The following is a 15,458-nucleotide window of genomic DNA, read 5'->3' as shown; positions in this document are numbered from 1 at the left end:
GTTGTCAGCCCTGGATAAAGCCGTTTAGCTTATTTTCGATATGACGCGGATTTTCACCCTCGGCAATCGCAATCAACCCTTCGAGCAGCATCGTCTGATAATTTGTCCGCGCCTGAACGATTCCCTTGAGTTTGTTGGACATGGGTAGAAAAAGCAAATTGGCCAGGCCAACGCCGTAGATGGTCGCGACAAAGGCCGCCGCGATGCCATGTCCAAGCTTGCTCGGATCGGCCAGATTCTGCATGACCGCCATCAATCCCATGACAGCGCCAATGATCCCGAGCGTCGGCGAGTAGATTCCCATGCTCTCGAACACCTTGGCTCCCTGCAGATCGAAGGCTTCGCGATTATCCAGATCCGCTTCCAGAATTTGCCGCAACGCCAGCGGCTCGGTCCCGTCGACCAGCAGTTGGAGTCCCTTGCGGACAAAGGGATCAGTCTCTGCTTCCGACTGATCCTCCAGGCCCAACAGACCTTCCTTGCGCGACAACTGGGACCATTCGACGATGCGCGCGATCATGGATCGCGGATTGAGGCTGGGCGGCATGAACACCCAGGGCACGATCTTGAACGCGTGCAAAAAGACCGGGGCACGCGTCTGCACCAACGTGGCCCCCAGGGTTCCGATCATCACAATGACAAAGGCGGCCAGATTCCAGAGCGCCCCCAGACTGCTGCCCTTCGCGACCGCCCCCCCCAGGATGGCGACGAGACCCAGAAGGATCCCGGCCATGCTCAGGATATCCATTTCAGCAGAAACCCTTCACCAGTGCCGGTCCTACATCCTTCAACGCCAGAACATGATCCGCAAGACCGGCATCGATCACCGCCGCCGGCATTCCGAACACGACCGAACTGGCCGCATCCTGTGCCCAGACATGGGCGCCCTGCCCTTGCAGTGCCCGTGTCCCTTCGCGGCCATCGGCTCCCATGCCGGTCAGCACCACGGCGAGCACCTGGGATTTCAACGCGGCGACCGCCGAGTGAAAGGTGATATCGACGCTCGGCTTGTAAATGGTTCCTGGCGGATTTTCCTGGATTCTGACACGGATCTGCGCGCCCCCTTCCAGCACCAACTGCTGACCGCCTGGCGCCAGGAGCGCGCAACCGGGTTTCAGCACGTCGCCCGAGACCGCCTCGCGGACCTCGATCTGACAGAGATTGTTCAGTCGCTCCGCAAATGCCGGGGTAAAACTCGCGGGCATGTGCTGGACCAGGATGATCGGCAAGGGAAAGCTTTTCGGCAGCACCTTCAGCACTTCCTGAAGGGCGACCGGCCCCCCCGTCGAGGTGCCGATGAGCACGGCGCGCAATGAATGCAGCGGGATGGCGCTGACCGGCGCCCTCCGCGCGGAGGACGCCGCCAGCTCGGGCTCATGCGTCGACGGCCGCTCCCGGGCTGCGGGACGGCTGAGCGCCTGATGCCGGGTGCGGGCCAATGCACGAACACGACGGCGCAGCATCACCTTGGCGGCATCCTCGTCCTTGGCAATTTCGCTGAAGCGTTTGGGCAGAAAATCCATCGCGCCCGCATCCAGCGCATCCAGGGTCGCCCTAGCGCCCTCCGTCGTCAGCGTCGAGAACATCAGGACCGGCCTGGGGGATTCTGCCATGATGCGACGAACCGCGGTAATGCCATCCATCACGGGCATCTCGATATCCATGGTCACCACGTCCGGATTCAGACGCTTGACGACCTCGATCCCCTCCAGACCGTTGGCGGCGGTTCCGACCACTTCGATCCCGATGTCGGCGTTGAGAATTTCGACGATCCGTCTCCGAAAAAACCCGGAATCATCGACCACGACGACTCGTAGCGTCATCGTTCAGGCTCCCGCTTGCGCCAACTGACGCGCGGCTCGCGAACCGCGCCCGCCGTAACCGGGGCGGCCCATCACCCTGAGCAGTTCCGGGACATCGATAATCAAGGCAATTCCGCCGTCGCCCGTGATGGTCGCGCCCGCCAACCCAGGAACCCCCTGCAGGCCGCGGCCCAGCGGTTTGATCACGACCTCTTCCTGACCGACCAGCCCGTCCACGACCAACCCGACCTTGCGCTGCGCGACATGCACCACGACCACATGCGCCTCGGTCTTGGGTTCGATGAGCCGGTTTGGATGCAGCCAGCGCCCGATGTAATAGAGCGGCAGAGCATGGCTGCGCACCATGATCGCTTCCTGGTCGTCGACAAAATGGCTGCGGGTCAGATCGAGATCGAGAATCTCCGAGACCGACGCCAGCGGAATCGCGAACCGGCGCCCATCCAAAATCACCATCAGCGCGGGCAGGATGGCCAGGGTCAAGGGCAACTTGACCATCAGTTTGGTACCGCGCCCGATCTCCGAGTCGATTTCGACCGTGCCGTTGAGCTGGGCGATGCGCGTCTTGACGACATCCATGCCGACTCCGCGCCCAGACACGTCGGAGATCTCGTCCTTGGTCGAGAGTCCGGCCAGAAAGATCAGATTGAACGAATCCCGATCACTCAGGCGTTCGGCCATCGTGGATTCCAACAGCCCTTTCTCGACGGCCTTGCGACGCAATACCACCGGGTCCATGCCACGTCCGTCATCCTGGATGATCAGCGAAATATGGTCGCCTTCCTGTGCGGCGCCCAGCACGATGGTTCCCTTGCGCGGCTTGCCATGTGCCTCGCGCACATCGGGCAACTCGACTCCGTGATCGACGGCGTTACGGATCAGATGGACCAGCGGATCGGCCAGCGCCTCGACCAGATTTTTGTCCAGGTCGGTCTCTTCGCCGAAGATCTCCAGATCGATTTCCTTCCCCAGGCTGCGCGCCAAATCGCGCACGACGCGCGGGAAGCGGCTGAAGACCTTCTTGATCGGTTGCATCCGGGTCTTCATTACCGCCGTTTGTAGGTCGGCAGTGACCAGCGCCAGCGCGCCGATCGCCTTGCCCAATTCCTCGTCCATGGTGCGGGTGCGCAGCATGCTCATGCGGTTGCGCACCAACACCAGCTCGCCCACCAGATTCATGATCTCGTCCAGTCGCTGCGTATCGACCCGCACCGAGGTCTCGGCGCTGGCCCCTGCCGCGGTTCCTCGCGCGCTCTTCGCCAGGGAAGGAACCGCGGCCTCCTCTTTCTCGCCGAACGCACCAGAAGAGGCATCGACGGAGCTGGCCAACTGACCCTCGACGGGCCGGGAGAGGGGCGGTCTCGGCGTCTGGATCTCTGGCGCGGATGGATCGGAAGCGGCTGGAGTCGCGTTGGATTCCGCCAATCTTTGCCCGTGCAACTGATCGAGCAGCGCATCAAACTCCTCGGCTGTAATCAGATCGCTGGATAACGATTCAGGCGAGGGCGCGGACACTGACTCGGCGAGCGTCTCGGCAACCGATTTTCCGGTTCCGGACACGATATCGAGCAGCGCCTCAAACTCTGCTTCCGTGATGTCATCCGAAGCGTTCGAAGTCGCGCTTTTAGCTCCGTTTTCGGGGAAGTTGGTTTCAGGGGCTGAAGTCGGCGCGACAGCCACTGGAATCGCGTCGCAGACGGGCGCCTCCGGCAGTTTGACGGGGGGTGGAGATGTAGACACGGTCTCCGCCGGCGCGCGCGGCTGTTCGCCTGGAACCGCCAGTTTCGCCAGATCCTCGATCAGTCGATCAGGCGCGGGTTCTGGTTCGTTGCCCAACTTCAGGTCGCCAAACATGACGTTGAGCACGTCGAGGACACGCAGAACGGTATCCATCAGGAAGGGCTCGATCTTGCGCTGATTGTTGCGCAGAAGATTGAAGACGTCCTCGGCATGGTGGCAGATGACCACCATCGAGTTGAGGTTCAGAAACCCCGCACCGCCCTTGATCGTATGGAAGCTGCGAAAGACCGCATTCAGAAGATCTCGATCCTCGGGGTTCTGCTCCAGATCGATCAGTTGCTCATTCAGAGCTTCGAGAAGTTCTCCCGCCTCGACCAGGAAATCCTGAAGAATCTCGTCTTGCGGATCGATTGCCATGCAAAATCACCTGATGTCAGCGGGCTAGAAGCCCAGGCTGGAAAGCAAATCATCCACGTCGTCCTGCCCACTGACGACATCCGAAGCCGTATCCTGAGTATTGGGTACGATGGGGCCGTGACTCTGCGGACCGGCATGCTCCGCGTCCTTCGTCGACGCCGCCTGCTTCGCCGCCTTGCCAGGCTCCATGCGCGCGCTGGACAACCGAATCAGTCCGACGAGATTTTCCTCGACCTCATGTACCAGGCGGATGACGCGGCGGATGATTTGCCCGGTAAGATCCTGAAAATCCTGAGCCATCATGACTTCGGACATCAACGACCGCAAACGCTCGGTCTCTTCGCCGCTCGCGGCAAAAAAGACATCCAAGGCGCGAGCAAACTCGCGGAATTCGTCGACCGACAGTTCGCGCTGGCGAAACCGGTTCCAAGTGTCCGTAAGCTCCAGGGATCGCGCATGGAGAGATTCCGCGATCGGCATGCCCTCGTCGAGCGCGTTGAGCGTCCGGTGGGTCGCCTGCTCCGTCATGGTGACAACATAATTGAGACGTTCCTTCGCATCCGGAATCTCGTCGCGCGTGAGTTCCACCAAACGGGAATCGCCACGAAAGCTGTTCAGCGCCTCGTGCAAATCGCGCGTCAGCTTGCCGAGTTCCTCGAAGAGTTCCCGTTCGTAGGGAATCCTCAGCTGGCGGATCGCCTCGGCGGCCCGGTCTTCATGGCCCGCTTCCAGATGCTCGACCAATTGCTTCGCCAGGCTTATTTGGAATGCCTTGCTTTCTTCGTCATTGTCCATCGATGATTCCTTGCCGGGCATCTATGATGCTTGATTGGCCGCAATAACCAACAGTTCGGATCTCGAACCTTTGCGCTGGAGAGTTGGAATCGACGGTCTGCACAGGACTTTGCGATGAACGCAACCGGCCGATTATCCGCCAACGCTCGCGATCCTCATCAGCGTACCTAGGCTTCAAGGCGCTCGAAAATTTTGTCGATCTTCTCCTTGAGCGTCTCGGCGGTAAAGGGTTTGACAATGTAGCCGTTGACGCCGGCTTGCGCCGCCTCGACGATCTGATCCCGCTTGGCCTCGGCCGTCACCATCAGGACCGGGAGCGTCTTCAGGGCCGGATCGGCGCGAACCGCTCGCAGCAGATCAATCCCCTCCATATTTGGCATGTTCCAGTCCGTCACCAGAAAATCGAAACCGCCATTCTTCAACATCGGCAGCGCGGTACTGCCATCGTCCGCTTCCATGGTGTTATTAAACCCCAGTTCGCGAAGCAGATTCTTGATAATGCGCCTCATCGTGGAAAAATCGTCCACGATAAGAATTTTCATGCCTTTATCCACACGGAGCCCCCAATGGCATTGGCCGGATTAACAATTATGAACCAGTTTCTTCCTGGATCCACTCGTTCAGGCGGACGCGCAAACGGTGGAGTGCCTGGCTGCGAATCTGGCTCACGCGCGATTCAGTGACGCCAAGAACGGCGCCGATTTCTCGGAGATTCAGTTCCTCGTCGTAATACAGAGCAAGCACCAGGCGTTCCTTTTCGGGCAGACCCACGAGCGCCTGAGCCAGTGCGTCCCGCAGCCGATCAATCTCGAAATGTTCGCCCGGTCCCGGACCGCCGCCCGGCAACCAGCGATCAGAATCCGTATCCTCGCCGAAAAGATCCTCCAGTCCAAGAATCTGCGCACTCGCGGAATCCTGAAGCATCGCATGATAGTCGTCGAGCGCGACCCCGAGTTCGCCGGCAATCTCGCGATCCGTTGCCGCCCGTCCCTCGCGTGACTCCACCTGCTGGATCGCCTCGGCAATCCGGCGGCTGTTCCGATGCACCGAACGCGGCGTCCAGTCGGAACGCCGCAGTTCGTCAATCATGGCGCCACGGATGCGAATGCCCGCATAGGTGGCAAAGGTCGCCCCCTGACCGCCTTGAAACTGACGGGATGCCTCGATCAAGCCGATCATGCCGGATTGAACCAGATCCTCGATCTGGACCGACGCGGGGAGGCGCGCCGCTAGATGGTGGGCAATGCGTCTCACGAGCTCGAGGTTCGCCGTCACCAAGTGTTCCGATTGATCGGCGGTCCCCGAATAGCCTGGCAAGGAGCGATGTGCGGTCATCAGGCACGTTGCAGCATCCGCTCGACAAAAAAGCCGATCCCGCCCATGCCGGTCTCGGACACCGTCAAGCGATTGGCTTGTTTGGCCAGATCGATCAGCGCCTGTCCCGACAAACTCCCGGGATAGAGCTTCACGACTGGCTCGCGTTTCTGCACGGCGCGCCGCAGGTGTTCGTCCATGGGAATCATACCCGATGCATCCAGGATCACGTCAGGGAGATATTGCGCGCACACGGAGGATAATTTGCGCATCAGGCGCCGTCCGGATTCGGGGGTGCGCAACATATTGCAGATCACCCGAAAGCGCAGCAGGCCATGCTCCTGGCGCAGTACCTTGATCAAGGCATAGGCATCCGTCAAGGAGGCCGGCTCGTCGCAGACCACCACGAACACATGCTGAACCGCCTTGCAAAAGCTGGTGACCGAATCCTGCACGCCCGCGGCCGTATCGACGATCAGGACATCGAGTGGCTTATCGTAGGTGCTGAAGGCGCGGATCAGCCCGGCATGCTCGACCGGCGTGAGATTCGCCATGGTTCCGATGCCGGAGGCGGACGGCACCAGCAGCAGGCCGTCCGGCCCTTCGACCAGGATCTCTTCGAGGGTGTCCGCCGTCCCCGCGACCAGATCGTGCAAGCTTTTGGTTGGGCGTAGTCCGAGCAGAAGATCCGCGTTCGCCAGACCGAGATCGGCGTCGAAGAGCATCACGCGACGCCCCAGCCGGGCTAGCGACACCGCCAGATTAACCGCGACGTTCGTCTTGCCGACACCGCCTTTTCCGCTGGCAATCGCCATACTCAGAAGCGGCCGGTGCCTAATGGGGGGCTGCATGAACGGTTTTCCTGAAAGGCAACACCGACTCCAAGACCATGGTCTCGCGGGGAGCCCGAGGCGGCGAGGCAAAGGGCGCTCGGTTCAGCGGCGCGGACGCGGCGGGAGCGGCGTGGTCCTCGAAGACGATCTCTGCGGGCCGGGCCGGCTCCTGGAGCGCGAGACGCGTGAGATACGTCGTATCCGCCTTGTGGAAATCCTCATCGATCCGCTGTCCGTCGCTGTAAAACACCAGACCCAGACGCTGTTCGAGGAGAACGGACAAGGTTTCGCCCAATTGTTCCGCTTCGTCAACCTTCGTCAGGACCAGTGCCGATGGCTCGCTGCCCTGAAACGACTGTAACACTTGCCGCAACACCATCGCCTGATGGGTGGCCGGGATCACCAGCCAGGTCTCAAGCGGAATCTGGTGACGCACCTTGGCGAACAGATTCCGCTCGGCCGCCTCGCGTGCGGCCTGTCCTTCGGTATCGATCAGCACCAACTTTCCGTCTCCCGCCCGGTTCGACAAGGCGACCAGATCCCGTTCGCTTTCCAACAGCGTGACGGGAATCCCGGCCATCTGACCAAACGCTTGTAATTGTTTGTACGCGCCGATGCGCTGCCGATCGAGCGTGACGAGGATCACCGAATCGCGACCCATCCGCCGGATCTGACGCAGCGCGAGACGGTTCAGGGTGGTGGTCTTGCCAACGCCGGTCGATCCCACCAGCGCAAGCATACCACCCTGTTCGAGGACGGTGGGCGCGGCCGTGGCGATGGAGGCCGACAGACGGGTGCGCAGACGCGACCAGGCGGTCTCGGCCGTCGAGTCTTCATGAATGCTGCCCACGAGACTGCGCGCCAGCTTTTCGCTGAAGCCGCATTTCTGGAGACGCTCGACGAACTCGGCGGCCAAGGGATGGCGAACCGCCCATTGATCGCGCTCGCTCCAGGCGTTCTGTTGCATCAGGAGCGTGCGCAAATCGGATAATTCCCGACGCATGGCGGCCAGTTCGGGGTCGACAGGGATGGTGTGGGCGGAACGGTTCGCTGAACCGGACTCGGTCACATTGGCGGCCGGGGCGGGTTCCAGCGCGGCCACCACTTCCAGCATTCCATCGACCCGACGGCTGGAGAGAATAACCGCGTCCGCGCCCTGCTGCTCGCGCACCTGCCGCATCGCATCACGCATGTCCCGTGCCCGATATCGCCGTACATTCATCTGCCTGCTCCTGTTCGCTTGCTCATGCCCGCGCCTGCGCGGTATCGCCCTTGCCCACGGTGGCGACGACCCGGATACGCCGGTTATCCGGGATCTCGGTGAAGGCCATGACAGTCAGATTGCGCACCGCGCCGCGAAGCCAGCTCGCAATCCAGGAACGAATCTCCGGAGCCACCACCAGCACCGCGGGCGCTCCTTCCGTTTCCTGGCGTCGCGCGGCATCGGTCACCGACCGCTGTACCCGCTCCGCCAGCCCAGGCTCGATCCCGATGGTTTCGCCCTGACTGCCTTGCAGCGACTTATGCAAAATCTGCTCCAATGCCGGATCCAAGGCGATCAGGGGCAATTCATCCTCCGGACCGATGAGATCCTGGACGATGGAGCGGGAGAGCGCGACTCGCACCGCCGCCGTCAAGGTGGCGGGATCCTGACTCTTGACTGCGCGTTCCGCCAAAATCTCGGCGATGGTCCGCAAATCCCGGATGGACACCTGTTCCGCCAGCAGATTCTGCAGCACCTTCAGGACGATCCCCAGCGGTAGCGCCTTGGAGGAAACCAGATTCTCGACCAATTTTGGCGAGCGGCGCGCCAGTTGGTCGAGCAGGTGCTGGACCTCCTCGTAGCCGATCAGACGATGCGCATTATCCCGAAACACTTGCGACAGATGGGTCGCGATGACCGTCGCGGCATCCACTACGGTGTAACCGGCACCCTGCGCGGATTCCCGATCGGCTGGGTCGATCCAAAGCGCGTCCAGATTGAAGGTCGGATCCTTGGTCGGCGTCCCCGCCACGGTCCCGAAGACCTGTCCGGGGTTGATCGCCAGCTCCCGATCGGGGAAGACCTCGGCCTCGGCGGCATTCACGCCCAGCAGCGCGATGCGATACTGATTCGGGCCCAGCTCCAGATTGTCGCGGATATGCACCGGCTGAATGAGAAACCCGAACTCCTGCGAGAGCTTGCGTCGAATGCCCTTGATGCGGCCCATGAGCTGCCCGTCCTGGCTGCGATCGACCAGCGGGATCAGGCGATAACCGACCTCCAGCGAGACCAGATCGACCGGCGGGACATCGTCCCAGGATAGATCCCGATCTTCCGGCGCGGGAAGTTCCATGCCAGGGGGCAGTTGTTCCACTTCATCGGGACTGAGCTCGGGGGGCTTGCGCCCCTGTAGGTAGGCGCCACCGGCCAGCATCGAGGCCAATCCGAGGAAAACCAGATTCGGCATTCCCGGGATCACCCCGAGGATACCGATGACACCCGAAGTCACGTAGAGCACGCGGGGATTGGAGAGCAACTGCTTGGTCAGTTGCTGGCCCATGTCCTGGGCGGTGTTGGCGCGAGTGACGACGATGGCGGTGGCGGACGACAGCAGCAACGCCGGAATCTGCGCGACTAGACCGTCGCCGATACTCAGCAGGATATAGTTGTTCGCGGCATCGGCGAACGACAGGCCGTGCTGGGTGGTGCCGATGATAATGCCGCCCAGGACGTTGATGAAGAGAATCAGGATCCCCGCCACCGCATCGCCACGCACGAATTTGCTGGCGCCATCCATGGAGCCGTAGAAATCCGCCTCCTGAGCCACGTCCACGCGGCGCTTGCGCGCCTCCTCCTGCGAAATCAGACCGGCATTCAGATCGGCGTCGATCGCCATCTGCTTGCCCGGCATGGCGTCCAGGGTAAAGCGGGCGCTGACCTCCGACACCCGCCCCGCGCCCTTGGTCACCACCACGAAATTGATGATCACCAGGATCGCGAACACTACGAGACCGATGGCGAAATTCCCCCCCAGAACGAACTCGCCAAAGGCCTCGATGACCTGGCCCGCGGCACCCGTCCCCTCGCCGCCATAGAGCAGAATCACCCGAGTCGAGGCCACGTTCAGCGCCAGACGCAGCAGGGTCGCCAGCAGCAGGACCGTGGGAAAGGCGGCAAAATCCATTGGCTTTGGCGTGTAAACCGCCACCATGACCACGATCAGCGATAAGGCGATATTGAAGGTGAAAAGCAGATCCAGCGCGAGCGGCGGGAGCGGCAGCACCAGCATGGCGAGCAGGGCGACCAGCAACAGCGGCGTCCCCAGACCCAGCCGGCCAAGCCCGCCGAGACGCGCGCTCATGGTCGTCATCGGGATTCTCTCCGCACCTGGCGCGCCGCCCGTGGATCGAGATATTCCTCGGGAACCGGCAGATCGTCGGGCATTTCGATGTCGGAGTCCTCCCGCTTGAGCTGGTAGACATAGGCCAGCAGCCGGGCCACGGCCACGAAGAGTCCGTTGGGGATTTCCTCGCCGATCTCGGTGGTGAAATAGATCGCGCGCGCCACCCGAGGCGCCTCGATCCGCGGGATGCCATGCTCCTCGGCCAGTTCGCGGATGGCCGCCGCAACGTCATCGGCGCCTTTCGCCAGCATGTGCGGGGCGCGCATGGTCGCGGCCTCATAGGCGATCGCCACGGCATAGTGAGTGGGATTGGTGATGATGACATCCGCATTGGGCACCTCGGACATCATCCGGCGCCGCGACATTTCCATCTGCATCTGCCGGATCCGACCCTTGACCTCGGGCTTGCCTTCGCTCTCCTTGAACTCGTCCTTGATTTCCTGAAGCGTCATCTTCAACTGCTTGTTGTGATTGTAGAGTTGGAACGGCACATCGATGACAGCCACCAAGATCAAGGCGGCCGACGCAATCAGAAACAGCTTGACCGCCATCTCTCCTGTCCGCGCGATCGCGACCTCCACCGGCAGTTCGCCCAGATGCATCAAGGACTCCCAAATGCCGCTGATCGCCAGGCCGGCGACCACGCCCACCAGAACGAACTTCCCGAGCGACTTGACCAGTTCCATCAATCCCTGAACCGAAAAAAGACGCTTCATTCCCGTGATCGGATTGAGTTTCGAAAACTTCGGCGCAAAGGCCTTCGCGGAGAAGTTCGCCCCGCCGATCAGGATGGGACCCAGAATCGCAATGGCCATCATGACCACAAAGAGTGGCGCGACAATCAGCAGGGCGCGGGTCATCAGACCGCGCAGATACGGCAGCAGCAAGCCCGGATCGAAAATCAGGCTCCGTTCGAGCGTCAGCCCATCCGTCAACAGCGCCATCAGGCTCCCGGCCAGATCGCCCCCAAGAAACAGCAAAAAGACGCCGCCCGCAATCAGGATCACCAGGGTATTGAACTCGCGCGAGCGGGCGACCTGGCCCTTTTCGCGGGCATCGCGCAGACGTTTCGCGGTCGGTTGTTCGGTTTGTTCCTGACCATTTTCGTTTTCGGCCATCTCATGTCCTCGTGATCTGCTGGATCAGCGCGAACGCGGCCAGGAGCAACTCGCCGATCCGCGCGGACAAGGCGGGCAACGTCAGGATCAAAATGAGGAAACCGGCCAGAATGGTCACGGGAAAACCCACGGCAAAGATATTGAGCTGGGGCGCTGCTCGCGTGACCACGCCCATCGCGAGATTGACCAGAAGCAGCGAGGCCATCGCCGGCAAGGCAATCAGGACGGCGCCGGAGAACATCTGACTTCCGAAGCTGATGACCGCCCACAGTTCGTCGGTTGTCAATCCAGCGTCCGTCACTGGAAAGGTCTCGAAGCTGCGGATCAACAACTCGATCAGCACCAGATGGCCGTTCAAGGCCAAAAAAATCAGGGTCGCCAGGATGGTGAGAAACTGCGAGATCATCGGCACCTGGACCCCGCCGACCGGATCGACGGCCGACGCGAAACCCAGCCCCATCGACAGCGCGATGTATTCGCCCGCCTGGGTCAGGGCCGAAAAGACCATTTGCAGGATAAAGCCCATGGTGACCCCGATCAGGATCTGCCGGATGGCCACCAGCAATCCGCCCAGACTGAGCGGATCGACCGTCGGCTGAGCGGGCAACTGCGGCGCCACGACCAGCGCCAACAGCAGCCCCAACGCCAGCCGGGCACGCACATTGACATTGCGGGCACCGAAGAGCGGCGCGACCAGCAGCGCGGCGCTGATGCGCACGAATGGCCACATCAGCGCGCCGACCCAGAGCACGATCTCCTCGGCTGCAAAGTTCATGACGGATGACGACCGCCCCTGTTATCCGATCAGGTTCGGAATACTGTGATAGAGACGGATGATGTAATCGGTAATCAGCGACAGCATCCAGTGGCCCGCGAAGATCAGGGATGCCCCGACACCCAGCAGTTTGGGGATAAAGCTGAGTGTCATCTCCTGAATCTGGGTCGCGGCCTGGATCATGCTGATGACCAGACCGATGACCAAGCCGGCCAGCAGGGGCGGCGCCGCCAGAAGAACGATCACCTGACCGGCCTCTTTGCCAATATCCATCACCATTTCGGGCGTCATTTTGCATCACCTCAGGTAAAGAAACTCTGAGCCAGTGTCCCCATCACCAGTGACCAGCCATCGACCAGCACGAACAGCATGATCTTGAAAGGCAGCGAGATGATCATCGGCGACAGCATCATCATGCCCATGGACATCAGCACGCTCGCCACCACCAGATCGATGATCAAAAAGGGAATCAGGATCAGAAAGCCGATCTGGAAGGCGGTTTTCAATTCGCTGATCACAAAGGCCGGCACCAGCAGATTGAGCGGAATGGCGTCGGGCGACTCGAAACCGTCGAGCCCCCGGATCTCGGCGAAGAGCGATAAATCGGTTTCACGCGTTTGCGCCAGCATGAAGGTGCGCAGCGGCTTGATCGCCTTGCCGAGCGCCTCCTCGGTGCCAAGTTTCTCTTCCATGTACGGAATGGCGGCCGTGTCATAAATTTCCTGAAACACGGGCGCCATGACAAACAGAGTCAAAAACAACGCCAATCCAAGCAGGATCTGGTTCGAGGGCGTTTGGGAGGTGCCCAATCCCTGGCGCAGAATGGCCAGCACGATGATGATGCGCGTGAACGAGGTCAACATGATGAGCGCCGACGGCAACAGGGTCAGCAGCGTCATGAACAGCAGGATCTGCAGGGTCACCGAATAGACCTGCCCGCCATCAGGCGCGCTGGTGACGGTCACCGCATTCAGTCCCCCGATCTGAGCCAGGGCAAATCCCGGCGCCAGCGCGAACGCCAGCACAAGCCCCAGACGCATGGCGCCCTTCATTTTCCCGCCCACTGGGATCTGGCGCGCTGCAACAGGTTCGCGAACTCGCCCGCCTTCGGCTCCACCGGCGCGACGACGACCGGCGTGCGCAGGGTATGGAGATGGCGCATGCCGGTCGGCGTCAACCCGACCAGGATCTGTTCTTCCCCAACCTGAACGAGCATCAATCGTTCGCGCGTCCCAACCGCGCGCACCGCCAGAATCTCGATGATCTGCTGTCCTTGGCCCGTCATGCCTGGCAGGCGGCGCAGGATCCAGGCCAGCACCAGAATCGTCAGGATGACGAGAACCAGACCGCCCACCAACTGGGCCAGATACCCTGACGCCGCCTGCGCGGACGCCGCTGCGGGATCCGCCAGTAACGGCGGCGCGGCTAGTGCGATCAGTACGCCCAGAGCGAGCACTACCGGATGACGGGAACGAGACCGACGGAGATCCATGTGGGATTACCGAAGCTTACGGACCCGTTCGCTGGGACTGATGACGTCGGTCAGGCGAATGCCAAACTTTTCGTTGACCACCACCACCTCGCCGTGCGCGATCAGAGTTCCATTGACCAGGACATCCAGCGGTTCTCCGGCGAGGCGATCCAGCTCCACCACGGACCCCTGATTCAACTGCAATAGATTCCGGATCGTGATCCTGGATCGGCCGATTTCCATCGCAATGGTCACCGGCACATCCAGCAGCATGTTGAGGTTGACGTCTTCGTGAGCGGGTGACTGCCAGCCGGAAAAATCTTCTGGATTCATCGGCTTTGCCTGCAGCGCATCCATGGATGCCCCGCCAAAGCCGCGGTTTCCAGAGGTGGAACCCGCCCTTTCCCCCGCTCCCTGCTTGGATGAGGCATCCCGCGCCGGGGGCTGCGCCGCCGCGGACTCCGTAGCGTCTTTCTGCTCTTCCAGCGCCGCGGCCCAATCGTCGGCAATGGCGTCATTCGGATCGAGGTCGGTATCGGTACTCATGTCGCCATCCGCTAGTGCTTGATATATTCAGCGATCTTGATTGCATTGGAGCCATTAGCGACGCCGAACTTGCCGCGAAACAGTGGAATATCCTCGACGTTGAGAATCACCGATTCGGGCAGGTTGATCGGAATGATGTCGCCTGGACGCATATCGAGCAATTGTTGGACCGTCAGAGTGGCCTCGGCGAGAACCGAGCTGATCTCGACCTGGGCCGAGGGAATTTCATCCTGAAGCGCGCGCAGCCAGCGTTCGTCGACGCCGGAGCGATCGGATTGCAAACCCGTGTCCAAGACCTCGCGAATCGGTTCAATCATCGCGTAGGGCAAGGTCACATGCAGATTACCGCCCCCGCCATCCAGTTCGATATGGAAATCGTTGACGACCACGATCTCGGTCGGACTCACGATATTGGCGAACTGCGGATTGACCTCCGAGTTGATGAACTCGAATTGCAGATGCATGACCGGCTCCCACGCCTTCTGCATGTCCTCGAAGGCGGCATCGAGCAGATTTTTAATCACCCGCAGTTCCATGGGCGTGAAGTCGCGACCCTCGATACGCGAGTAATAACGTCCGTCGCCGCCGAAAAAGTTGTCGACCAGACTGAAAACCAACTTGGGATCGAACACGAACAGCCCGGTTCCATGCAGCGGAATCACCCGCACCAGGTTTAGGCTCGTCGGGACATAGAGCCCGTGGAGATATTCCGAGAATTTCGTGACCCGGGCGCCGATCACGGAGATTTCGGAGGAGCGGCGCAGAAGATTGAAGAGATGGATGCGCAGATATCGCGCAAAACGCTCGTTGATCATATCAAGCGTGGGCATGCGCCCGCGGACGATGCGCTCCTGAGTGGCGAAATCGTAGACGCGCGCGTTGCCGTCCGCCGGAAAGGGATTGGTATCGGTATCGATATCGCCATCGTCGACGCCATGCAGTAGCGCATCGATTTCATCCTGGCTGAGAATGTCGGTCTGCTGCGCCATGCCGCGTCGCTCCTACTGCATGACCAGGTCGGTGAACAGAATATCCTCGACTCCCACGGGCTCCCTGGCTCGGGTCAATATCTTGATCAGCATGCTCTTCAATTCTCCGCGCAAGGCGTCCTTGCCTTCAGCAGTTCTAAATTTAAGACCATGCTGTTATGAAGGACTCTTTGAGAGTCGAGCGGAGAACCCGATGGTTCTGAAACCAGTTGTCCCTGTTGCTCCCACGCCCAAGCTCTTTTCGGTCACGGGCT

At 61.0% G+C, this 15,458-nt stretch carries 16 protein-coding genes and 1 pseudogene; all 17 read right to left on the bottom strand.

Annotated elements, in window-relative coordinates:
* Window positions 1-4 precede the first annotated feature (4 nt).
* Entirely contained in the window at window positions 5-748 is a 744-nt protein-coding gene (locus CCR95_RS01020; RefSeq protein WP_201091077.1) for a flagellar motor protein, read from the bottom strand.
* Between the two features lies 1 nt (window position 749).
* On the bottom strand, window positions 750-1,823 hold the full coding sequence (locus CCR95_RS01015) for a protein-glutamate methylesterase/protein-glutamine glutaminase (protein WP_201091074.1): 1,074 nt from the start codon (window positions 1,821-1,823) through the stop codon (window positions 750-752).
* A 3-nt stretch (window positions 1,824-1,826) separates the two neighbouring features.
* Window positions 1,827-3,977 (bottom strand): chemotaxis protein CheA, encoded by a 2,151-nt coding sequence (locus CCR95_RS01010; protein WP_201091072.1) that lies wholly within the window; start codon window positions 3,975-3,977, stop codon window positions 1,827-1,829.
* Between the two features lie 24 nt (window positions 3,978-4,001).
* On the bottom strand, window positions 4,002-4,772 hold the full coding sequence (locus tag CCR95_RS01005; RefSeq protein WP_201091070.1) for a protein phosphatase CheZ: 771 nt from the start codon (window positions 4,770-4,772) through the stop codon (window positions 4,002-4,004).
* A gap of 167 nt (window positions 4,773-4,939) precedes the next feature.
* Window positions 4,940-5,314: a chemotaxis response regulator CheY gene (cheY, locus tag CCR95_RS01000; protein WP_014776949.1), complete on the bottom strand. Its 375-nt coding sequence runs from the start codon at window positions 5,312-5,314 to the stop codon at window positions 4,940-4,942.
* Window positions 5,315-5,360: 46 nt separating this feature from the next.
* Window positions 5,361-6,110 carry an RNA polymerase sigma factor FliA gene (locus tag CCR95_RS00995; protein ID WP_420825637.1) on the bottom strand — a complete coding sequence of 250 codons (750 nt, stop codon included), beginning with the start codon at window positions 6,108-6,110 and terminating at the stop codon, window positions 5,361-5,363.
* The gene (locus CCR95_RS00990; protein ID WP_201091065.1) at window positions 6,107-6,937 is read right to left on the bottom strand and encodes a MinD/ParA family protein; all 831 of its coding nucleotides are present in this window, start codon (window positions 6,935-6,937) and stop codon (window positions 6,107-6,109) included. The genes CCR95_RS00995 and CCR95_RS00990 overlap by 4 nt, the downstream gene beginning before the upstream one ends.
* Window positions 6,921-8,141: a flagellar biosynthesis GTPase FlhF gene (flhF, locus tag CCR95_RS00985; protein ID WP_201091063.1), complete on the bottom strand. Its 1,221-nt coding sequence runs from the start codon at window positions 8,139-8,141 to the stop codon at window positions 6,921-6,923. Before flhF ends, CCR95_RS00990 begins: the two co-directional genes overlap by 17 nt.
* Before the next feature lie 22 nt (window positions 8,142-8,163).
* Window positions 8,164-10,272 (bottom strand): flagellar biosynthesis protein FlhA, encoded by a 2,109-nt coding sequence (flhA, locus tag CCR95_RS00980; RefSeq protein ID WP_201091062.1) that lies wholly within the window; start codon window positions 10,270-10,272, stop codon window positions 8,164-8,166.
* Window positions 10,269-11,423, bottom strand: a complete 1,155-nt coding sequence (gene flhB, locus CCR95_RS00975; RefSeq protein ID WP_201091061.1) for a flagellar biosynthesis protein FlhB — start codon at window positions 11,421-11,423, stop codon at window positions 10,269-10,271. The genes flhA and flhB overlap by 4 nt, the downstream gene beginning before the upstream one ends.
* Before the next feature lies 1 nt (window position 11,424).
* Window positions 11,425-12,198, bottom strand: coding sequence for a flagellar biosynthetic protein FliR (gene fliR / locus CCR95_RS00970; RefSeq protein WP_201091060.1), 774 nt, complete (start codon window positions 12,196-12,198; stop codon window positions 11,425-11,427).
* Window positions 12,199-12,219: 21 nt separating this feature from the next.
* Window positions 12,220-12,489 (bottom strand): flagellar biosynthesis protein FliQ, encoded by a 270-nt coding sequence (gene fliQ, locus CCR95_RS00965; RefSeq protein WP_201091059.1) that lies wholly within the window; start codon window positions 12,487-12,489, stop codon window positions 12,220-12,222.
* 11 nt (window positions 12,490-12,500) lie between these two features.
* Window positions 12,501-13,238 carry a flagellar type III secretion system pore protein FliP gene (gene fliP, locus CCR95_RS00960; RefSeq protein ID WP_420825634.1) on the bottom strand — a complete coding sequence of 246 codons (738 nt, stop codon included), beginning with the start codon at window positions 13,236-13,238 and terminating at the stop codon, window positions 12,501-12,503.
* An 8-nt stretch (window positions 13,239-13,246) separates the two neighbouring features.
* On the bottom strand, window positions 13,247-13,690 hold the full coding sequence (gene fliO / locus CCR95_RS00955; protein WP_201091057.1) for a flagellar biosynthetic protein FliO: 444 nt from the start codon (window positions 13,688-13,690) through the stop codon (window positions 13,247-13,249).
* A 6-nt stretch (window positions 13,691-13,696) separates the two neighbouring features.
* A complete protein-coding gene (fliN, locus tag CCR95_RS00950) occupies window positions 13,697-14,215 on the bottom strand; it encodes a flagellar motor switch protein FliN (RefSeq protein WP_201091056.1) in 519 nt (172 codons plus the stop codon).
* An 11-nt stretch (window positions 14,216-14,226) separates the two neighbouring features.
* A complete protein-coding gene (gene fliM, locus CCR95_RS00945; protein WP_201091054.1) occupies window positions 14,227-15,204 on the bottom strand; it encodes a flagellar motor switch protein FliM in 978 nt (325 codons plus the stop codon).
* A 12-nt stretch (window positions 15,205-15,216) separates the two neighbouring features.
* Window positions 15,217-15,336 (bottom strand): annotated as a pseudogene (locus CCR95_RS00940) (flagellar basal body-associated FliL family protein); the annotation flags it as partial.
* Window positions 15,337-15,458: the final 122 nt, after the last annotated feature.

The organism is Thiocystis minor (assembly GCF_016653465.1).
Taxonomy (GTDB): domain Bacteria; phylum Pseudomonadota; class Gammaproteobacteria; order Chromatiales; family Chromatiaceae; genus Chromatium; species Chromatium minus.
The sequence above is the reverse complement of the archived record's forward strand: the minus strand, read 5'-3'. Positions and strand labels throughout refer to the sequence as shown.